Genomic DNA, 20,015 nt, shown 5'->3' with positions numbered 1-20,015 from the left:
AGCTTTGGGCTTGTTCCGCGTCGATATGACACGCATTTTCCTGATGCACTCGGCGGCGCTTGCGATGGCGATCATCGCGGGCGTCGGCCCAGCTTTTGCGCAGACGGTGATGGTCGCCACGCCGAATCCGGATGCGGATCGACTCGCGCAGACGGTGCGTGCGCTTGCTACCGACCCCCGCAACCTTTCGGAGCTGGTGGAGGCGGGGCGGCTCAGTACGCGGCTGAACGACTTGTCTGCCGCGCTGGCGTTTTTCCAGCGCGCCGAATCCGTTTCGCCCAGCGACCCGCGGATAGCGGCTGGGCGTGCGTCGGTGCTGGTTCGGATGAAGCGGCCCGGGGAAGCGCTGCGGCTGTTCCAATCCGCGGAAGCACGCGGCGTCGCGATCCGCGATTATGCCGCAGACCGGGGCTTCGCCTATGACCTGCTCGGCCAGCCCGGGCTGGCGCAGGCCGACTACAAGATCGCCCTTCAGCGCGAGCGCGACGACGAGCTCGTCCGTCGCTATGCGCTGTCGCTGGGGATCAGTGGACAGGTCAGCGAAGCCAATTCGCTGCTGGACCCGTTGCTCCGGCGGAGCGACCGTGCCGCCTGGCGGGCGCGTGCGTTCATCCTCGCCATGAATGGCGACGTAGGTGGAGCGGACAAGATCGCGTCGAGCATGATGCCCGGCAACATGGCCCAGCCGCTGGCGCCGTTCTTCCGCCGCCTGCCGACGCTCGCGCCCGCCGACCGCGCTTTCGCGGTGCATTTCGGTGAATTGTCGCCAACGCAGGCCCGACTGGCCGACGCCGCCATGGCGCCTGTGCTGCCGCGCTATGGGGCGTCGCAGGGCCCGGTGCAGGTTGCCGCCGTGCGGCAAGTACCGGCACCCGCCGGCAGTAACCGCGACCGGCGATCGGCGCGTGATCAACGAACGACGCGCGCCCGAAGACCGCAGGCACCGGTAGCCGTCGCGGCAGTGGCTCCCATGCCCACGCCGCGTACGCCTGCACCTACAGCTTCATCCGCTCCCCAGCCGATCGTGCAGCAGCCGGCGCCGAGACCGGTCCTCGCCCAAAGCAGGCCCCTCGTCCAACCCATTCCGACCTCCCCCCCGGTTTCCGGATCGGCTGCGCCGACACACTCATCGCTTTCGCAAGGGGCGGTGACAACCGCCGCTGCGCCCGTTCAGGCGGCACGGCCTGTACCCACGCCCGCTCCCCCGCCTACGCTGCCTGCGGGCGCTGCGGCGCCGGCTCGCTTCCCTGTCACGCCGGGCGAGCCCGCGCCGGCCGTGAGCAATGTGCCGGCTGCCAGCCGCCCGGCTCCTGCCGGCTCTGTTCCGGTGACTGCGAGCGCCGCTGCGCCCGCAACTTCCGCGCCAACGGCAGCTTCCGTGCAACCGGTTGCGGCCGCGCCGGAGCAGCCACAGTCACAGCCCATTGTCACGCCGGCGGCCCCTGCCGCTCCCGCCGACGTCCGGGTCGCTGCCGCACGTTCCGAACCCACGCCGCCAGGGCCGGTAGCGGTGGGAGAGGAAGACTCGGTTCTTGCGTCGATCGTCGCCAATCTGACCATTCCCGCCGCGGAACTGGAGGCGGTGAACTCGACCGCGGTGCCGGTCCCCGCGCCTGAACCCGAACCTGTGCGTGCGGCTGCCGCCCCGGCACCCGAGCCGGAGCCGGCGCCTGTCAGACCGGCACCAGCCCGCAAGGGAGAGGCGAAGGAGCCGTCCGCGGCGAAGAGCGACAAAGTGGTCAAGGGCGACAGGACGCCGAAGGCCGAAAAGGGCGGCAAGGCCGCCAAAGCCGACAAGGCCGCCGACGCGAAGGCCAAGCCGGCAGCCAAGCCCGACCCTGAACGGGTTTGGGTGCAGGTGGCAAGCGGCGCCAATACCAACGATCTTGCCAAGGCGTGGAAATCGTTAGCAGGCAAGGCGCGGGCAGAGTTCAAAGGCAAGGCAGGCTGGTGGACGCCGGTGCGCGCCTCCAACCGGTTGCTCACTGGCCCCTTCAAGACCGAGGCCGAGGGGCAGGCGTTCGTAAACACGCTGTCCAAGGCGGGCGTGTCGAGCTTCGTCTTCACGTCCGAAGCTGGGCAGAAGATCAACAAGATCACCGGCAAGTGATCCGCCACGCAGCCTGGGCGTGCATGCCCGACCAGAGCCGTGGGCGGCAGCATCCCGAGCCCGGCGGCGAAGTGCGGGGGCCCAGGGACGCGTTTCAACGCGACCGCGATCGCGTCATTCATTCGATCAGCTTCCGCCGGCTGCGGCACAAGACGCAGGTTTTCATGGCGCCCGATGGAGACCATTTCCGCGTCCGGCTGACGCACAGCCTGGAAGTGGCGCAGATCGGCCGCACGATCGCGCGGACACTTGGGCTGAACGAGGACCTGACCGAAGCGCTTTGCCTGGCGCACGACATCGGCCACCCGCCATTCGGCCATGCCGGCGAAGAAGCGCTGGAGCGCGCGCTGGAAGGGCAGGGCGGGTTCGATCATAACGGCCATACGCTGCGCACGCTGACGGTGCTCGAACGGCCCTACCCGCTATGGAACGGGTTGAACCTGAGCTGGGATACGCTGGAGGGGCTGGCCAAGCATAACGGCCCGATTGCCCGGCCGGAATGGGCGCTGGCGGCGGCGGACGCGCAATTGGGGCTGGAGCTGGATCGATGGCCTTCGCTGGAGGCGCAGGTCGCGGCGATCGCCGACGACATCGCCTATGACAATCATGACATCGATGACGGGCTTCGCGCGGGGCTGTTGACGCTGGATCAATTGACCGCCCTGCCGATGGTCGCGGATGGCTGGCGCCGCGTACAGGCGAAGTTCCCCCGAGTGCCGCCCAAGCGGTTGGTGGGCGAACTGATCCGCTCGCAGATCGGCGAGATGGTAAACGATCTGATCGAGTCGACTCGGCAGCGGTTGCGCGATCTGGCGATAGAATCGGTGGAGGATGTGCGCGCGGCCGGTCAGGTGCTCGCCATGTTCTCCGAGTCCATGCGCGACGCGGAACGCGACCTGAAGCGCTTTATGTACGCCAACCTGTATCACCACCCCAGCCAACTGGCAGCGGCCGAGGGAGCGGAGATGGTGGTGGCGGGCCTGTTCGACGCTTATGCCAGCGATCCGGAACGCTTGCCGGAAGAATGGCGGATCGGGTTGCCCGAGACGGATCCTTGGCGGAGCCGGCACGTCGCCGACTTCATCGCCGGCATGACCGACCGGTACGCGATCGCGCGATATCGCGAGGTCGTCGGTCCAGTGGACTTGCCCGAGGGTTTCTGACGAGGGCCTTCCGGTGTGGGGAAGGCCCTGTCTCTTATCAGCGCTGCGCCACCTGGAGCGGATCGACGCCCTTTGGTGCGCGGAACGACACGCGATTGCCAGCGACATCGCCCTTCACCCAGCCGTTGCGGACGACGAGGCGGAACTTGCCACCCTGCGATGCGCGGCCTTCGAGTACGCGCGCGCCGTCCTGCTCGGTGGTGGTGTAGCTGTAAACTATGCCGTCGCGCGTGAAGCTGCGCTCGGAAGCGACAGCGGGCGAAGCGAGCGACAATGCAGTGGCAGCGGCGGCGAAAAAGGTCTTCGTCACGATCTTTCTCCTTCTTGCTTGAAAGAGCCAGACCGGCATCCTGGTTTATGTTCTTCGCGCAAGAATGTTGCACTGCGGCATCGCAGGCAAACGCAAATGGGAGTCGAGGCGGTTGCACCAGGCGCAACCGCCTTGTGCATGCGGGCCTGGACATGCACGGACAGGTGACGGCGCACGGCCACTGCGCTAATACCCCGCGCCTCCGCCACAGTTGGACATGTGAATGACGCTCTACGCTCGTTTCGCCGCGCATCTGAACCTTGCTCTCGACGCGCTTGTGCTTGCCGGTAACTTGCCTGCCGGGCTGGAGCGACGGGCGGTTACGGTGGAGCCGCCGCGCGATGCGACGCATGGCGATCTGGCGACCAATGCGGCGATGGTGCTGGCCAAGCCCGCGGGCACCAACCCGCGGGCGCTGGCCGAGAAGATCGCGGCCGAGTTGCAGAAGCTGGACGAAGTTTCAGGAGTGAGCGTCGCCGGACCGGGCTTCATCAATCTGACGCTGAACGAAGATGCGTGGCGCGGCGAGCTGAGCGAGATCCTGAATGCGGGCGAGACCTATGGCCGCTCCAGCATGGGCGAGGGCAGCACGGTCAACGTCGAATATGTCTCCGCTAACCCGACCGGGCCGATGCACATGGGCCATTGCCGTGGCGCGGTGGTGGGCGACGCGCTCGCCAGCCTGCTCGAGTTCGTAGGGCATAAGGTGATCCGCGAATATTACGTCAACGATGCTGGCGGGCAGGTGGACGTGCTCGCCCGTTCGGCGCAGCTACGCTATCGCGAGGCGCTGGGCGAGACGATCGAGATCCCGGAAGGCCTGTATCCGGGCGAGTATCTGAAGCCGATCGGCGCGAAGCTCGCGGCAGAATATGGCGACAAGTTCGTTGGTGCGCCCGAGAACGAGTGGCTGGCGCTGTTCCGCAAGGAAGCGGTCGCGGCGATGCTGGTGATGATCAGGGACGACCTCGCGCTGCTCGGCATCCATCACGACCTGTTCTCGTCCGAGGCCGAATTGCAGGCGGCGGGCAAGCCGGAGCAAGCCGAGGCATGGCTGCGTGAGCGCGGGTTCGTGTATGATGGCGTGCTGGAAGCGCCCAAGGGCGAGACGCCCGAGGATTGGGAGCCGGTCGAGCTGCCGCTGTTCCGCTCGACGCAATTTGGCGACGATCAGGACCGCCCGATCAAGAAGTCCAACGGCAGCTGGACGTATTTCGGCGCCGACCTCGCTTACCACTTCCAAAAGGCGCAATCGGCCGACCAGCTGATCGACATCTGGGGCGCGGACCATGCCGGCACGGTGAAGCGCATCGTTGCGGCGGTGCAGGCGCTGACCGGGGGCGAGACCAAGTTCGACGTGAAGCTGGTGCAGATGGTGCGTCTGCTGCGTGCCGGCGAGCCGGTGAAGATGTCCAAGCGTTCGGGTAATTTCATCACGCTGGCGGACGTTGTAAACGAAGTCGGCAAGGACGTGGTCCGCTTCACCATGCTGACGCGCAAGGCCGACGCACAGATGGACTTCGATTTCGCCAAGGTGGTGGAAGCGTCGAAGGACAATCCGGTGTTCTACGTCCAGTACGCCCATGCCCGGGTGCACTCGCTTCACCGCAAGGCGGAGGAGGCTGGAATCGCGTGCGGGAGCGCCGACCTGTCCCTGCTTGATACAGAGGATCTGGTGCTGGTGAAGCTCGCCGCGCAGTTCCCGCGGGTGGTGGAAGGTGCCGCATCGGCGCGCGAGCCGCACCGGATCGCGTTCTATCTCTATGATCTGGCGGCAGTTTTCCATGCGCAGTGGAATGCGGGCAATGACCGCCCGGAGCGGCGTTACCTGCTTGCCGATCAACCCGCGCTCACCTGCGCACGGCTTTTCTTGGCGCGCGGGATCGGGCAGATCATCCGCAACGGTCTGGCGCTGATGGGCGTAGAGGCCGTGCAGGAGATGCACTGAGATGAGCGTGCGGTCAGGGGATAGCGTTGCCGACGAGGATCGGCTGCCATGGCTGGAAACGGTCGAGGAGGAGTATGTCGAACGACGCTCCTTCGGCCGTGTTCTGCTGTTTCTCCTGATCCTGGTCGTGCTGCTGGTAATCGGCGCGCTTGCCTATCGCTGGTATGACCAGCAGCGCGGCGGCACGGGCAACGGGCAACTGATCCAGGCGCCGCCAGGCGACTACAAGGTCAAGCCGCAGGAGCCGGGCGGCATGAAGGTTGAAGGGCAGGGCGACACCGTCTTCACCACCAGCCAGGGCGCCGAGAGCAACGCCAGCATCAATGTGGGCGCGCTTCCCGAGGATCCGGTTCAGGGCAAGGCGGCGCCGCAGCAGGGCGCCGCGCAGCCGGGTAGCCGTACCGCCAAGATCGAAGTGCCGGCCGCGGCCACGGTAAGCCCCACCCGTTCCGCGGCGCCCGCGGCGGCCAGTGCAGGCGCCGGGTCGGGCGCGCTGATCCAGCTGGGTGCGTTCCCTAACGAAGGCGGCGCCAATGCCGCCTGGGCCAAGCTGTCCAAGCGGTTCGGATACCTCTCGCCGCTCGGTAAATCGGTCGAACGCGCGGAGAAGGGCGGCAAGGCGATCTTCCGGCTGCGCGTCAACGCGGGCAGCAACGGCCAGGCGCGCGAGATTTGCGGGCGGCTCAAGGTTGCGGGTGAAAGCTGCTTCGTGACGAGCTAAGGCTCGGATCATGAAACCGGTCATCTTCGCCATGTCGGGCGCGGCTCTTACTCCCGACGAGCGCGCGTTCTTTCGTGACGCCGACCCGCTCGGCTACATTTTGTTCAAGCGCAACTGCGTGGATCGCGCACAGATGAAGGCGCTGACCGATGATCTGCGCGCACTGTCCGGCCGCGAGGACTTGCCGATCCTGATCGACCAGGAGGGCGGGCGCGTAAGCCGCATGGTGCCGCCCGAATGGCCGGCATTCCCCGCGGGACAGGCGTTTGACCGGCTGTACGACGTGGCGCCAATCTCGGCGCTCGAAGCGGCGCGGGCCAATGCCGAGGCGCTAGGGTTGATGCTGGCCGACATAGGGGTGAACGTGAACTGCGCGCCGTTGCTCGACGTGCGCCAGCCCGACGTCACACCGGCGATCGGCGACCGCGCATTCGGCGGGGAGCCGATGCGCGTTGCCGCACTGGGTCGGGCGATGCTCGACGGCATGCGGCGCGCCGGCGTTGTCGGCATCGTCAAGCACATGCCGGGCCATGGCCGTGCGCTGGTCGACAGCCACTATGAACTGCCGCGGGTCCGCGCTGACGCAGCGGCACTCGAGCTCGATCTGGAGCCTTTCACGCGCCTGAACGGTGCGCCGATGGCGATGACCTGCCATGTGGTGTTCGATGCCTGGGATGGGGAGCGCCCCGCCACGCTGTCGCCCAGGGTGATCGGTGACGTCATTCGCGGCAGGATCGGCTTTGACGGCCTGCTGATGACCGATGATATCGACATGAAGGCGCTGTCCGGCACGGCAGGTGACAAGGCGGCCGCGGCATTGGCCGCCGGATGCGACGTCGTTCTGGACTGCTGGGCGCGGATGGGGGAGATGCTCGACATCGCCGAGCAGGTGCATGACGCGGCGCCCGAGTGTCTGGCGCGGCTGGAGCGGGCGATGGCGACGGTCGCTGATGCCGGAGCCCCGGGCGAGTTCGAGGCACTCATTGCGAAGCGCGACGAACTGCTGGCGTTGGCCTGACTCGATCTTCCTTTCGCGAGGGAGGATTGGCTGATCCGACACGGGCCTTGCAGGTATGGACGTTAGCCTGCTTAACCATCGGCAATGAGCGAGGACGCCGCCGACACCTTCAAGATCGAGATCGAAGGGTGGGAAGGCCCCCTCGACCTTTTGCTGGCGCTCGCCCGCAACCAGAAGGTGGACCTGCGGCAGATCTCGATCCTGGAACTGGTCGAGCAATATCTGGGCTTCGTGAACCAGGCCCGAGCGCTTCAGCTTGAGCTTGCGGCGGATTATCTGGTGATGGCGGCGTGGCTGGCGTTCCTCAAGTCCGCGTTGCTGCTACCGCGGAACCCGGAGGAGACCCCGGGCCCAGAGGAACTGGCGTTGCGACTTCAGCTGCGGCTGGAGCGGCTGAACGCGATGCGCGAGGCCGGGGCGCGGCTGGTCGCGCGCGATAGGATGGGGCGCGACGTGTTCCCGCGTGGAAGTCCAGAAGGGTTGCGGGTCGTGCGGCAGGCGCGATGGGAAGCCGAGATCTTTGACCTGATCGCCGCGTATGGCCGGATCAGCGCCCGTACCCGCCCGATGATGCATGTCGTTGCTCACCGCGACGTGATGACGCTGGAGGAAGCGATCGAGCGCGTGTCCGACCTGGTCGGCAAGCGGGTCGACTGGAGCGTGATCGAAAGCTTCCTGCCCGCCGACGCCGGCGACCTCTATCGCAAGTCTGCCCTGGCATCGTCGTTCGTTGCCGTGCTCGAGCTGGCGCGGCAGGGAAAGGTGGAATTGCGGCAGAAATCCGCCTTTGCGCCGCTGTACGTGCGGATGCTGCCATGAGCGGCGTAGAGGATCTGGCGCGGGCGGTGGAGGCGGTGCTGTTTGCCGCCGAACACCCGCTGGGTATCGAGGAATTGCGCGCGCATGTCGGCGCGCAAGCCGATGTCCGAGCCGCACTGCGCACATTGGAACAGCTCTATGCCGGGCGCGGAATCGAACTGGTTCGGCGCGGCGACCAGTGGCACTTCCAGACTGCTGCCGACCTAGCCCATCTGTTGCGGCGCGATCGCGAGGATAGCCGCAAGTTGAGCCGCGCGGGCGTCGAGACGCTAGCGATCATCGCCTATCACGAACCCGTCACGCGCGCCGAGATCGAGGCGATTCGAGGCGTACAGATATCAAAGGGCACCATCGACGTGCTGATGGAAGCCGGATGGGTGCGTCCTGCCGGGCGGCGCGAAGTGCCGGGACGGCCGTTGACCTATGCCACCACTTCGGCGTTTCTCAGTCATTTCGGCCTGGCGAGCCGGCGCGATCTGCCCGGGATCGACGATTTGAGAGCGGCGGGGCTGCTGGACCCGGTGGATCTGGCGGTGGAGCAAGAAACAAGCGAAACTGTAACGCAAGACGAATAGGGCTCGCCCTCCAAATCCGCCCCTCATATCTTGCGGGGCGATCAACAGCCGTTGCCGGACACGCACGCGGGGCCTAGATAGGCGTCGATAAAGGAGATTTTTCATGGGTAGCATGAGCCTGATGCACTGGCTGATCGTCGGTGTCCTGGTCATCCTGTTGTTCGGAGGCGCACGCTTCTCGAACATGATGGGTGACGTCGCCAAGGGCATCAAGCAGTTCAAGAAGGGCATGGCCGAGGATGACGAGACGCCCGCCAAGCCGGCTGAGCCTACTCGGATCGAAGGCCGTCCCACGACGGATACCGCGTATCAGACCGAAGCCGAACGCGTCCGCGAAGAACGCTGAGCCGTCCATCTTGTTGGTTGATACGCGCGCCATCGGTGGCGCGCGCGTGAGGCATTGCTGAATGTTCGACGTTGCGCCGCAAGAGTTGCTGCTGGTGGCCGTAGTGGCATTGCTGGTGATCGGGCCCAAGGACCTGCCCCGGGCGATGCATTTCGTCGGCAAATGGGTGGGCAAGGCGCGCGGCGTCGCCCGGCAATTCCGGTCGGGCATGGATACGATGATCCGCGAGGCCGAACTGGCCGAGATGGAAGAAAAGTGGAAGGCGGAGAATGAGCGCATCATGCGCGAACATCCGCCGACACCTTCCTTGCCGGCGCCGGAAGACGAGGCCGTTCCGCATGGGATCACGGCCGACGGGCATGCTGACGCGTCGCACGATCCCGAACCGGTGATGGTCGCCAAGCCGGACATCCATCCGGAACCTGCTCCGATACTGGCAGAAACCAAGTCGCCTGCGCTTGCGCCTGAGGCTCCACTACGTACGACCGACGAGGTGCGGCCGTGAGAGACATCGACGACAGCCAGGCACCGCTGCTGGAGCATCTGGTCGAGCTGCGCCGCCGTCTCCTCTGGTCGGTGGGCGCATTGGTGCTCGCGTTCGGCGGCTGCCTGTACTTCGCCCGGCCCATCTTTGTGCTGCTGGTCGCGCCGCTTAAAGCTGCGGGCCAGGTGACGATCATCAACACGCAGGTGTTCGGCGGATTTCTGGTCGAGATCAAGATAGCGTTCTTCGCGGCAATGATGATTGCCTTTCCGGTGATCGCCAATCAGTTGTGGCAGTTCGTGGCGCCCGGTCTTTACCGCAAGGAAAAGCAAGCGTTGCTGCCCTTTATCCTGGCTACGCCGGTGCTGTTCATCGCCGGCGCGAGCATGGCATATTTCGTGGCGATCCCGGTCGCGTTGAAATTCCTGCTGAGCTTTCAGGGCCAGTTGGGCGGGGTCCAGCAGCAGTCGCTGCCCGATGTGAACGATTACCTGAAGTTCGTGATGCAGTTCATTTTCGGCTTCGGATTGTCGTTCCTGCTACCGATCTTGTTGATGCTGCTGGAGCATGCCGGCATCGTCACCTACGAGCAGCTGAAGGGCGCCTGGCGCTATGCAGTGGTGGGGGCGTTCGCCCTGTCCGCGGTGCTTACCCCGCCGGATGTGGGGTCGCAACTGCTGCTCGCGGTGCCGCTGGTGCTGCTGTACTTCCTCGCGCTGGTGGCGATTCGCTTCACGCGGTCCCGGCGCGAGCGGGCAGGGAACGAGACTGCCGCATCCTAAAGAAAAGCCCCTCTCCGCGAGGAGAGGGGCCGAAGCCTTACTTGTTGTTGTCGGCAGCGCCGGCAACGGCGTCACCGGCTGACGATACGTCGCGGCCAGCACCTTCGATGGTGTTGCAAGCCGAAACCAGCATCGCGCCAGCAAGCGCTGCACATGCAATGATCTTACGCATTCGAATTCTCCAAACTCGCCCAGAGTGGCGGGGGAGAAATGCACGGATGCCATAGATCGTTCCGCATGGGAGACGATCTGCGGACGCACGAAAAGCCGCTGTCAGCGGCTGTGTGGATCAACGATGCATTTGGGAAAGTGTTAGGCCCGGAAGCGTCACCGGGGGGGGAGGGTTGACGCTTCCGGGCCCATGTCTTGGATAGCGAGAGCGGGGGGGCAAAGGTCGCTATCCGAATGTAGAAACGAGGCTGAGGCCAAGGGGTTCCGAACCCGCTGCAACTTTTCCCGCTTTTTCTACGGGCGGCCCGTGATCGCAATGTCGGCCTCGTAGGCGCCGATCAGCGGGTCGTGATGCAGCTTGGTACGCAGCTGCCGCGCGAGACCGGCGATGATGCGGCCATAACGCCCCTCGGTCATGCTATCCAAAGCCGGGCTCTCCACCAACGCAGGAGAGCTGACGCGCATGGTGGCGCGGTCGGCGGCGTCATTGCCTTTCATCGTGATCCTGATTTGGGCCGCCTGGTTGCAGCTCATCGCCAGTTCGACCAGTTCGGTGATCAGGAAGGCGACGGCGATCGCGACATCCTGATTGACCAGCAGCGGCTCGATATCGAGCGTGATGCCCATGCTCATCGCGCGTTCGGGCGCGGTCGCGCGGATGTTGGCGGCGAGCTCGCCGACCACTGCGCGCAGATCGAGCCCGCGATTTTCCTCCATTTCGGCATAATGATGCCGATGGACGACGGCCAGCGCATCCACGCGCCGCTGGATCGAGGCATAGGCCTCGGTGGCCTCGGCGCTTTTGGCGCCGCGCGCGTGGAAATTTATCAGGCTGGCGATGACCTGAAGGTTGTTCTTCACTCGGTGATGCACTTCGCGGGTGAGCCGGGTCTGGCGCACCAGCCCTTCGGCAAGATCGGCTTCGTGCACCTGGACGGTCTGGATGATCTGGCGGAAGGTTTCGCTCAGTTCGCGGATTTCCTGCGCCGGCAGGCTGCCCAGCCGCTTGGTATCCATCGACTCCCCGGGCTTGTAGTTGCCGACGCCAGTGCGCAAGCGCCTAAGGGGGCGGATGAGCAAACGGTCGACGACGAACCAAGCGATGGCTGCGGCCGCGACCCACATCACGAACACCAGCGCGGTGGCAAGGATCAGCGGCCACGTGATCGGTGCCGCCGGCGTCGCCATTTCCAGCGCCAATTCGTCGACCGACAATGACGTGTCGACTTTGTTGCTCTGGCCCAGCGCGCCGCGCCAATCGAGCTTGCGCAATTCGAGCCGGTCTTTGCCATGGATCAGCCATGCGCCATATTCGGGCACGAAGCCGGACGGGCGCACCAGCCCGCCCAGCGTCGTGGCAGGATAGATCGCCGTTGCCGACGCCCCGTCGCTGCCGCCGATGCGCAGTACCAGGCCCTTGTCGGTGAAGGATGCGCGTACTTCGAACGGCGCGAGCGGAGCGCCGCCAGGCGCGGAGAGGCGCTGTCCGCAGAGCACTTGCCCGCGATTGCCGGCGATGTTGAAGCGGGCGCCCGATTGCGAGGCGAAGGTGCCGACCAGCCGCATGCAGCTGGGCGCGTCCTGCGGGTTTTCCTCAAGCGCGGCGAGCGCCTGGCTCATCTGGCTCACATGATTGGCCAGCACGTTTTCCAGGACGCCCGAGCTTTCCTGCGCCAGCGCCTCCAGCCGGCGGCGTGCCTCGCTGCCCGCGTCGCGCGTGGTTTGTACCGTGGTGAGTGCGGCGATCAGCGCAAGGGGAAACAGCGCCCCGAGCAGAATCAGGAAGACTTTGGCGCCGGTAGGCATGCGCGTCATCGCGGCCGCGACGCCCCGGGGTCGCGACTCCTGATCCATTGTTGCCATGGGTGTTTAACTAATCGAGCTTTTTAAGCAGGTCGAGAAGATCGTCCGGCACTGCTTCGCCCACGGCATCATCATATGCCTGCCGCAACGCGTCGCCGACGTTACGGCTGGGTTTGCCGCTATCCGTTCCGCCTGTACCCTCGGGCGCCATTTTCGTTTCGTCTTTCGCGGAACGCACCAACTTCCCCCTGCGGGCCCGAATTCGGGCTCGGACTATGAACCACTGACCAAAAACGCAAGCGCCGCTGAGCCAAGGAGGCAGGGCGCGAGCGCACGTGCGGTGTTTAAGCACCACCCGGCTTGGGCGATGAAACTAAATAGCGGATCGATTGTTCCACACCCGATGCGAAATCCGGGGAGGGGCTCCTTCGGACTGCAGTATCTGTTGCAATAGTTGCGTTTGGGGACGAGTGAGCCCCGCGCACTCGAAGGAGAATTCGTCGCTTATGTCGCTTGGACAGCAACTCGCGCCCCATCTTCCCCTGTTGCGGCGCTATGCCCGCGCCCTGACCGGAACGCAGGTGGAGGGCGACCGGTACGTCCGCGCCGCGTTGGAAGCAATCGTCGCCGCGCCCGATCAGTTCCCGCGTGACGTGCATCCGCGCCTGGGCCTGTATCGCACCTTTCAGGCGATCTGGCAGTCGACGCACCTCGAAGAAGATGAATTGTACGACGACCAGTCGAACGAGGCCGAGGCGATTGCCCGCAAGCGGCTCGCCCGCCTGACGCCGTTGTCGCGCCAGGCGCTGCTGCTGACCACCGTCGAAGGCTTCAGCATCGAGGACGCCGGCTATCTGATCGAAGAAGATGCCGACGCAGTATCGAAATTGGTATCCGAGGCGGTTGCCGAGATCGAGCGCCAGACGCGCACGCGCGTGATGATCATCGAAGACGAGCCGCTGATCGCCATGGATCTGGAGCAGATCGTGCGCGATCTGGGCCATGACGTCACCGGCGTTGCTGTCACTCGCGACGAGGCAGTGGCGTTGGCGATGGAGGACCGTCCGGGCCTCGTGCTCGCGGACATCCAACTGGCCGACGACAGCTCGGGGATTGACGCGGTCAAGGACATCCTGAGCGAGTTCAACGTGCCGGTGATCTTCATCACTGCATTCCCCGAGCGCCTGCTTACCGGCGAGCGCCCAGAACCGACCTTCCTCATCACCAAGCCATTCCAGCGCGAGACGGTGAAGACGACGATCAGCCAGGCGCTGTTCTTCGACGAGGCGACCGTTCCGGCTTGAGCCGGCAGGTTCGAAAAATCGAGTTGGGTTCCATATGATACGGACCCAAAACGGTTGTCGGTGGTTTCATGTGGCATGGCTGAGAACGAAGACCCCATCCATGTGACCACCGACCGGGCCCGCGCCGGGTCCACGCCCCACATGACGCGCTATGTACTGGGCATCGGCTTGGTGCTGGTAATCGCCGCGTTCGCGGTCATTATCTGGTCCTGACCGGCGGAGGCGGCCGGAAAATGCTGGCAATCGCAAACACGAAGCCTATCTCCATCGAAGGCCGATCCCCGGCCCGCGTACTTGAACGGGACCGAATGACTCAGACCGAACTTTCCGGTGATCACGCGGAAGCGCCGCGGGAGCACGTGTCCCTGTCAGATCCCGAGTTCAAGAAGCAGCTTGCCACGGTTATCCCGCATCTGCGCGCGTTCGGTCGCTCGCTTTCGGGCAGTCGCGACTTGGCGGACGACCTGGTTCAGGAAACACTGTTAAAGGCATGGGCGGCCCGCAAGCGCTTCCAGGCCGGAACCAATATGCGGGCCTGGACCTTCATTATCCTGCGCAACCTGTATCTGTCCCAGATGCGCCGCGCGCGCTTCAAGGGGGAATGGGACGATCTGGTCGCCGACCGGCTGCTGGCCGCGCCGGCTAGCCAAGACCGGCATGTGGAACTGTCGGACATGCAGCGCGCACTGCTTCACTTGCCGCAGCCGCAGCGCGAGGCGCTGATCCTGGTGGGCGCGGGTGGCTTCGCGTATGAAGAAGCCGCCGAGATCTGCAACGTGGCCGTCGGCACGATCAAGAGCCGGGTTGCGCGTGGCCGCGTCGCGCTGGAATCGCTGCTGAGCGAAGGTCAGCTGCCCTCGCGCCGCGAGCAGCTTGCGAACCCCGACGGCAAGAGCGCGCTCGACACCATCATGGGCGAAGTGGACGACCTCAGCCGCGATCGCTGAGGCCCGACTGCGCGTTCAAATTTGGCGCGCTCACCCAAGCGGTTTCATGAGATCAACGTCGGTGCGCCCTGCGGGGCCGGCCCATTCGCCGGAGAATCTGGACCATGTCGTCAGGTAGATCAACGTCGCCGGCATAGGCGCGCTTCAACGCCGATCCTACCGCATCGCTCAAGCGAGGGCGCCTAACCCGATAGGCGGTGCCTTGCGCGTCCGAGGCGTTATTGCTTGGCGGCGTGACCATTCCGATAAAACATCTTCAGATCGAATTTGTTTCTTGACATCCTCGGAAACTTCTATCGCCATCCTGCGATGCATCCGAGCACTTCTTCCGATATCGCACAGGTTCTTTTTCGCGCCCGGCAGCATTCGCCATTTCTGGCCACATTGCTCGATCGCGAGCCGTGGACTGCTGAGGCTGTCGAGCAAGCACTCGCCGATCCACTGGGCGCGGCACGGCAGTTCGACGAAGTGTCAGGCGAGCGGCGGCGGCTCCGGGTCGAACGACGTAGACTGGCGCTGCTGGTGGCGGTCGGTGACCTCAGCGGGCGCTATGATCTAACCCAGGTTACCGGCTATCTGACCGCCTTTGCCGATCAAGCGCTCGATCGCGCCATCCGGTTCGCCATACTTGAACGCACGCCGGATCAGGCGCCGTGCGGCTTCGCGGCGATCGCGCTGGGCAAGCAAGGGAGCCGCGAACTCAATTACTCGTCGGATATCGATCCGTTGCTGGTGTTCGATCCCGAGACATTGCCGCGCAAACCGCGCGAAGAGCCGGGTGAAGCGGCGGTGCGGATCGGCCGACGCGTGGTGGAACTCCTTCAAGCGCGAGACGCCGATGGCTATGTGCTCCGCGTCGACCTGCGACTGCGCCCTTCGCCTGAAGTCACACCGATCGTGCTGCCGGTCGATGCGGCAATTTCCTACTATGAGTCGCAGGCGCTGCCCTGGGAACGCGCGGCGTTCATCCGCGCACGCGCCTGTTCCGGTGACTTGGCGCTAGGTGGCCGTTTCCTCGAGGCGATCCGCCCCTTTGTGTGGCGGCGCGCGCTGGACTACGGGACTATTCGCGAAATTCGCGACATCTCTCGCCGCATCCGCGACCATTATTCGCAGGCTCAGGCATTCGGGCCCGGATATGACCTGAAGCGTGGGCGCGGGGGCATCCGGGAGGTCGAGTTCTTCGCACAGATCCATCAGCTCATCTATGGCGGCCGCGAACCCAAACTGCGGGTGCCTGCGACGCGCGACGCGTTGATGGCGCTTGCCGATGCGGGCCGCATCGACGCGCAGGAGGCGATGTTGCTCAACCAAGCCTATGTGACCTTCCGCACGATCGAGCACCGGCTGCAGATGGTGAATGATCTTCAGACCCATGCATTGCCCGCCACTGGACCCGCACTCGACAATGTCGCGGCGCTCCACGGGCTTGGCAGCGGCGGCGCGCTGCTGGACTTGCTGCATCCGCAGGTCGTGCGGGTAGGCGGCATCTATGACGCGCTTGCCGGTGAGGAGGAGGCGCATCTTCCCACCACTGCCGAGACACTGGGCGGCTGGCTAACTCAATCGGGTTTCCACCAGCCCGAGCGCGCCACCCGCTTCATCGAAGGTTGGCGCGCCGGCACCTATCCTGCGCTGCGCAGCGGCCAGGCGCGCGACGCGTTGGAAGCGCTGCTCCCCGGTCTGCTCGACGCGTTCGCCCAGGCGCCCGACAGCATCCATGCGATCACCCGTTTCGACGCGATGCTGTCGCGGTTGCCAAGTGCGATCAACTTTTTCCGCCTGCTCGAAGCGCAGCCGGCGCTGACGCGGCTGCTCAGCAGCATCCTGTGTCACGCCCCCACGCTGGCCGAGCAACTGGCCCGCCGCGCGGAACTGCTCGACGGGCTGATCGACGCCAGTGCGCTGGAGCCGATGCCCGACATTCCGACGCTGGTCGTGCAAATGTCGGCGCGGGAGCGCGGCGCCGATTACCAATGGCAACTCGAGCATGTGCGCCGGCTGGTGAACGAAAAGCGCTTCGCGCTCGGCGCGCAGATTATTGCGGGCGCCAGCGATCCACTGGAGGTATCCGGCGGCTATGCGCGCGTCGCCGAGGCTGCGATCCAGGTGCTGGCCCGCGCAGCCGTTGACGAGTTCGTCCGTGCGCATGGCGGCGTGCCTGGGAGCGAATTGGTGATCCTGGCGCTGGGGCGAATGGGTGGGCAGGCACTCACCCACGCCTCCGACCTCGATCTGATTTATCTCTTCACCGGCGATCATGCCGCCGAGTCCGACGGCGCCAAGCCGCTGGGTGCCGTGACGTATTACAACCGGTTGGCCCAGCGCGTAACCGCCGCGCTCTCGGTACCAACCGCCGCCGGACCACTTTACGAGGTCGATACCCGGCTCCGCCCTTCCGGCGCGCAGGGTCCGCTTGCCGTGTCGCTCGATGGCTTTGCGCGCTATCAGCGCGAAGATGCCTGGACCTGGGAGCATATGGCGCTTACCCGCGCCCGGCCGGTGTTCGGATCGGATGCGGCCCGCGCAGCAGTGCAGGCCAGCGTCGACGCGGTGTTGAGTGGCGCCCGGCCGCGACGCGCCATCGCCGAGGACGCGACGAAAATGCGCGCCGACATGGCGGCGCACAAGCGGCCCGCGGGGCCGCTGGACGCCAAGCTTCTCGATGGCGGTCTGGTCGACCTGGAGTTCGCAGTACATGTGCTTCAGCTCGAACATCGCACTGCTTTCGCGCCGCAGCTTCGCCCAGCCATCGAACAGCTGATCGACGCGGAATTGCTGCCTCCGACGATGCTCGCGGCCTATGACCTGCTCGCGCGGCTGCTGGTGGTCCTGCGCCTCGTAGCGCCCGATGCGCAGCCCCCGGGTTCCGCCACGCAGGCGCTGATTGCCCGGGCGCTGGGCCTGCGGGACTGGAACGAAGTGGTTGAATCGTTCGAACGCACGCGCCAGGAGGTCGCCGCCTGCTGGGCGTATGTCCGCCCAGGGGCGAAGGAGGCCGATAATGGCAATCGAACAGGGTGAGCCGCTGCCGGCCTTGACGCTGGAAGACGCAGACGGTGGGACCATCGCACTTGCCGATTGTGCGGGCGCCACGTTCGTCCTGTATTTCTATCCCAAGGACGATACTGCCGGCTGCACGCGTGAAGCGCAGGATTTCTCGGCGTTGTTGCCGGCGTTCGAAGCCGCCGGCGCGCGCGTGCTCGGTGTGTCGCGCGACAGCGCGGAGAAGCACCGCAAGTTCACGGCGAAGCACGGCCTATCGGTGCCACTGGCGACCGATCCCGAAGGCGCGGTGATGGAGGCGTTCGGCATATGGGGCGAAAAGCAGCTCTACGGCCGGCGGTACATGGGCGTGGACCGCTCCACCTTTCTGTTCGCTGCCGACGGCACGCTCCACCGTGCTTGGCGCAAGGTGAAGGTGCCGGGTCACGCCGAACAGGTGCTTGAGGCAGTAAAGGCGTTGGGGCCTCAGTGATCACCAGCGTCGCCCGGGCGGTGCGGCAGGTGCTTAATGCCAGCGACCCGCGTGAAAAGGTTATGGCCGCGCGGCAGGCGGCGCGCGACTGGCGGCTGGGTCGGCTCGCTTTCGACTTCGATGTGGAAATGCCCGATCGCCCGGGGCGTCCGGCGCAGCCCGAACTGCTGCCGCCCAATCGCATGCCCAAACGCGGCAAGGGCGGTTCGCAGCGCGGCCGGGTCGCGCTGATCCATGCGCTGGCGCATATCGAATTTGCGGCGATTGATCTGGCGTTCGACGCAGTGGGCCGGTTCGGCAGGCAATTCCCGCGCGGTTTTACCGACGATTGGATGGCGGTGGGTGCCGACGAGGCGATGCACTTCGCACTGCTCGACCGCCGTCTGCGTCAGCTTGGCAGCCACTATGGAGCGCTGCCCGCGCATGACGGGTTGTGGGACGCCGCGGCTGCGACGGCGCGCGACCGCAAGGCCCGGTTGGCGGTAGTGCCCATGGTGCTGGAGGCACGCGGCCTGGACGTTACCCCAGCGACGATCGACCGGTTTTCGGACGCCGGCGACCTGCCGACGCGCCGCATTCTCCAGCGCATCCTGCACGATGAAGTCCGCCATGTCCGCGCAGGCACGACTTGGTTCGAATCAGCATGTCGGGAAGAAGGGCTCGCCGCCGAAACGACCTGGCAAGACCTTGTGCGGACGCACTTTCGCGGTCTGATCAAAGGTCCGTTTAACGCTTCGGCGCGCGACTCAGCCGGTTTGACGCGGGATTATTACGCGCCTCTTGCCGATCAATGACTCCTCTGCGCAATCAAACTCAACGTCCGAGCGGAGGGGTTTGCAAGGACATCTGATTGGCTGAAGCGTGACGCCGGACAACATCGGTGCGCGTTTCTATGACGACCGGGGATTCATGGCTTACGCGTCGAACAGCATCAATGCGGATCTCGCTAATCGGTTCCGTGCATTGTTTTCCAAGACCAGCCAGAGAGCACTAGCCGGCATTGCCGCGGCAAGCTTTGTGATCGCTGCCGCCGGTGCCGCCGAAGCGGCTGACGTGCCCGCCACGACGGCCGCGGCGGTCGCAGCTGACGCAGCAAGCAGCGCCGAAGGCGCCGACGCGCAGTTCCGCACCCTGTTCGACAGCTGGAAGAAGATGGACGGCAGCGAGCCGACGGTGATCGCGGTTCCTTCGATGCAGCCGGTCGACAAGGTGGTGTTCACTTCGCACTTCGGCGTCCGCTCCGATCCGTTCCGCGGCACCGCCACGATGCACGCCGGCGTGGATATCCCCGGTGCGATCGGCACCCCGATCTATGCGACCGCTGATGGCGTGGTGTCGCATGCCGGCCGTCAGGGCGGTTACGGCAATCTGATCCAGATCAACCACGGCCGCGGGCTCGAGACCCGCTATGGTCATCTTTCGAAGATCCTGGTTGCCGACAATACGAAGGTGCATCGCGGGCAGCTGATCGGGCTGATGGGTTCCACCGGCCGTTCCACCGGAAGCCACCTGCACTATGAGGTCCGCATGGACGGCCGTGCGCTGAATCCGGTACCGTTCCTCCAGAGCGGCGAATATGTCGCTGCGGCGGTTCAGCCGCTGGGCGGCGTAGGCGGTCCCGCCAAGTAACGGCTGCGGCGCTCCGCTGCGGTCCATTGCCTGTACCGGCGCGCTTCCCTATCTCGGCTGCATGGCCACGCTCCTTCAACCTGAAGTTTCCTTGTCCGCCGCCGCCGCTGCGCGCGTTGCGGCGATCGCCGGCAAGCAGTCGAAGCCCGCGATCCTCCGACTGTCGGTCGAAGGCGGCGGTTGTTCCGGCTTTCAGTACCGGTTTGGGCTGGCCGATACGGTGGAAAGCGACGACAGGGTCGCCGAAACTGATGGCGTAAAGCTGGTGGTGGACTCGATCAGCCTAGATCTGGTGCGCGGCGCGCAGGTGGATTTCATCGACAATCTTGGCGGCGCGCATTTTGCCGTGACCAATCCCAACGCAGCGTCGGGCTGCGGCTGCGGCACCAGCTTCTCGGTCTGACTGC

22 protein-coding genes are annotated in these 20,015 nt (G+C 65.4%); 18 read left to right on the top strand and 4 right to left on the bottom strand.

Annotated features, from left to right (window positions below; genetic code table 11):
- Nucleotides 1-25: 25 nt before the first annotated feature.
- Together FHT02_RS09165 and FHT02_RS09160 are read left to right on the top strand one after the other, a co-directional pair.
- Nucleotides 26-2,110, top strand: coding sequence for an SPOR domain-containing protein (locus tag FHT02_RS09165; protein ID WP_184086709.1), 2,085 nt, complete (start codon nucleotides 26-28; stop codon nucleotides 2,108-2,110).
- Nucleotides 2,107-3,273 (top strand): deoxyguanosinetriphosphate triphosphohydrolase, encoded by a 1,167-nt coding sequence (locus FHT02_RS09160; RefSeq protein ID WP_184086707.1) that lies wholly within the window; start codon nucleotides 2,107-2,109, stop codon nucleotides 3,271-3,273. The genes FHT02_RS09165 and FHT02_RS09160 overlap by 4 nt, the downstream gene beginning before the upstream one ends.
- A gap of 37 nt (nucleotides 3,274-3,310) precedes the next feature.
- Here the strand turns inward: FHT02_RS09160 and FHT02_RS09155 are convergent, their stop codons facing one another.
- Nucleotides 3,311-3,583: a hypothetical protein gene (locus FHT02_RS09155; protein WP_184086705.1), complete on the bottom strand. Its 273-nt coding sequence runs from the start codon at nucleotides 3,581-3,583 to the stop codon at nucleotides 3,311-3,313.
- A gap of 223 nt (nucleotides 3,584-3,806) precedes the next feature.
- Between FHT02_RS09155 and argS the strand changes: the two genes are divergently transcribed.
- The 8 genes from argS to tatC all read left to right on the top strand — a co-directional run bounded on the left by argS (nucleotide 3,807) and on the right by tatC (nucleotide 10,276).
- Nucleotides 3,807-5,531: an arginine--tRNA ligase gene (gene argS, locus FHT02_RS09150; protein WP_184086703.1), complete on the top strand. Its 1,725-nt coding sequence runs from the start codon at nucleotides 3,807-3,809 to the stop codon at nucleotides 5,529-5,531.
- Nucleotide 5,532: 1 nt separating this feature from the next.
- The gene (locus FHT02_RS09145; protein ID WP_184086701.1) at nucleotides 5,533-6,252 is read left to right on the top strand and encodes an SPOR domain-containing protein; all 720 of its coding nucleotides are present in this window, start codon (nucleotides 5,533-5,535) and stop codon (nucleotides 6,250-6,252) included.
- 10 nt (nucleotides 6,253-6,262) lie between these two features.
- The gene (gene nagZ / locus FHT02_RS09140; RefSeq protein WP_184086699.1) at nucleotides 6,263-7,270 is read left to right on the top strand and encodes a beta-N-acetylhexosaminidase; all 1,008 of its coding nucleotides are present in this window, start codon (nucleotides 6,263-6,265) and stop codon (nucleotides 7,268-7,270) included.
- 84 nt (nucleotides 7,271-7,354) lie between these two features.
- Nucleotides 7,355-8,089 (top strand): segregation and condensation protein A, encoded by a 735-nt coding sequence (locus FHT02_RS09135; protein WP_184086697.1) that lies wholly within the window; start codon nucleotides 7,355-7,357, stop codon nucleotides 8,087-8,089.
- Nucleotides 8,086-8,664 carry an SMC-Scp complex subunit ScpB gene (scpB, locus tag FHT02_RS09130; protein ID WP_184086695.1) on the top strand — a complete coding sequence of 193 codons (579 nt, stop codon included), beginning with the start codon at nucleotides 8,086-8,088 and terminating at the stop codon, nucleotides 8,662-8,664. The genes FHT02_RS09135 and scpB overlap by 4 nt, the downstream gene beginning before the upstream one ends.
- Before the next feature lie 103 nt (nucleotides 8,665-8,767).
- The gene (locus FHT02_RS09125; RefSeq protein ID WP_184086693.1) at nucleotides 8,768-9,010 is read left to right on the top strand and encodes a twin-arginine translocase TatA/TatE family subunit; all 243 of its coding nucleotides are present in this window, start codon (nucleotides 8,768-8,770) and stop codon (nucleotides 9,008-9,010) included.
- A 61-nt stretch (nucleotides 9,011-9,071) separates the two neighbouring features.
- Nucleotides 9,072-9,515: a Sec-independent protein translocase protein TatB gene (gene tatB, locus FHT02_RS09120; RefSeq protein ID WP_184086691.1), complete on the top strand. Its 444-nt coding sequence runs from the start codon at nucleotides 9,072-9,074 to the stop codon at nucleotides 9,513-9,515.
- A complete protein-coding gene (tatC, locus tag FHT02_RS09115) occupies nucleotides 9,512-10,276 on the top strand; it encodes a twin-arginine translocase subunit TatC (RefSeq protein ID WP_184086689.1) in 765 nt (254 codons plus the stop codon). Before tatB ends, tatC begins: the two co-directional genes overlap by 4 nt.
- Before the next feature lie 37 nt (nucleotides 10,277-10,313).
- On the opposite strand, the gene FHT02_RS09110 is transcribed toward tatC, so the two are convergent.
- The 3 genes from FHT02_RS09110 to FHT02_RS09100 form a co-directional block, all read right to left on the bottom strand.
- Nucleotides 10,314-10,448 carry an entericidin A/B family lipoprotein gene (locus FHT02_RS09110; RefSeq protein ID WP_184086687.1) on the bottom strand — a complete coding sequence of 45 codons (135 nt, stop codon included), beginning with the start codon at nucleotides 10,446-10,448 and terminating at the stop codon, nucleotides 10,314-10,316.
- 293 nt (nucleotides 10,449-10,741) lie between these two features.
- Nucleotides 10,742-12,262 carry a sensor histidine kinase gene (locus tag FHT02_RS09105; RefSeq protein WP_343056882.1) on the bottom strand — a complete coding sequence of 507 codons (1,521 nt, stop codon included), beginning with the start codon at nucleotides 12,260-12,262 and terminating at the stop codon, nucleotides 10,742-10,744.
- 58 nt (nucleotides 12,263-12,320) lie between these two features.
- Entirely contained in the window at nucleotides 12,321-12,488 is a 168-nt protein-coding gene (locus tag FHT02_RS09100; RefSeq protein WP_343056881.1) for a NepR family anti-sigma factor, read from the bottom strand.
- Between the two features lie 268 nt (nucleotides 12,489-12,756).
- Here FHT02_RS09100 and FHT02_RS09095 point away from each other — a divergent pair, with 268 nt between their 5' ends.
- From FHT02_RS09095 to erpA, 8 genes are all read left to right on the top strand, one after another.
- A complete protein-coding gene (locus FHT02_RS09095) occupies nucleotides 12,757-13,554 on the top strand; it encodes a response regulator (protein ID WP_184086685.1) in 798 nt (265 codons plus the stop codon).
- Nucleotides 13,555-13,629: 75 nt separating this feature from the next.
- The gene (locus tag FHT02_RS09090; protein ID WP_184086683.1) at nucleotides 13,630-13,767 is read left to right on the top strand and encodes a hypothetical protein; all 138 of its coding nucleotides are present in this window, start codon (nucleotides 13,630-13,632) and stop codon (nucleotides 13,765-13,767) included.
- 95 nt (nucleotides 13,768-13,862) lie between these two features.
- Nucleotides 13,863-14,501, top strand: a complete 639-nt coding sequence (locus tag FHT02_RS09085) for a sigma-70 family RNA polymerase sigma factor (RefSeq protein WP_184086681.1) — start codon at nucleotides 13,863-13,865, stop codon at nucleotides 14,499-14,501.
- A 309-nt stretch (nucleotides 14,502-14,810) separates the two neighbouring features.
- A complete protein-coding gene (locus tag FHT02_RS09080; protein WP_184086679.1) occupies nucleotides 14,811-17,525 on the top strand; it encodes a bifunctional [glutamine synthetase] adenylyltransferase/[glutamine synthetase]-adenylyl-L-tyrosine phosphorylase in 2,715 nt (904 codons plus the stop codon).
- Complete coding sequence (locus FHT02_RS09075; RefSeq protein ID WP_184086677.1) at nucleotides 17,506-17,979, top strand: peroxiredoxin; 474 nt, start codon at nucleotides 17,506-17,508, stop codon at nucleotides 17,977-17,979. Before FHT02_RS09080 ends, FHT02_RS09075 begins: the two co-directional genes overlap by 20 nt.
- A complete protein-coding gene (locus tag FHT02_RS09070) occupies nucleotides 17,979-18,773 on the top strand; it encodes a ferritin-like domain-containing protein (protein WP_343056903.1) in 795 nt (264 codons plus the stop codon). Before FHT02_RS09075 ends, FHT02_RS09070 begins: the two co-directional genes overlap by 1 nt.
- Before the next feature lie 67 nt (nucleotides 18,774-18,840).
- The gene (locus FHT02_RS09065) at nucleotides 18,841-19,608 is read left to right on the top strand and encodes a M23 family metallopeptidase (RefSeq protein WP_343056880.1); all 768 of its coding nucleotides are present in this window, start codon (nucleotides 18,841-18,843) and stop codon (nucleotides 19,606-19,608) included.
- A 61-nt stretch (nucleotides 19,609-19,669) separates the two neighbouring features.
- Entirely contained in the window at nucleotides 19,670-20,011 is a 342-nt protein-coding gene (erpA, locus tag FHT02_RS09060) for an iron-sulfur cluster insertion protein ErpA (protein WP_184086675.1), read from the top strand.
- Nucleotides 20,012-20,015 lie beyond the last annotated feature (4 nt).

This window comes from Sphingomonas xinjiangensis (assembly GCF_014199255.1).
Classification (GTDB): domain Bacteria; phylum Pseudomonadota; class Alphaproteobacteria; order Sphingomonadales; family Sphingomonadaceae; genus Sphingomonas; species Sphingomonas xinjiangensis.
This window is presented reverse-complemented; position numbering and strand designations above follow the sequence as displayed.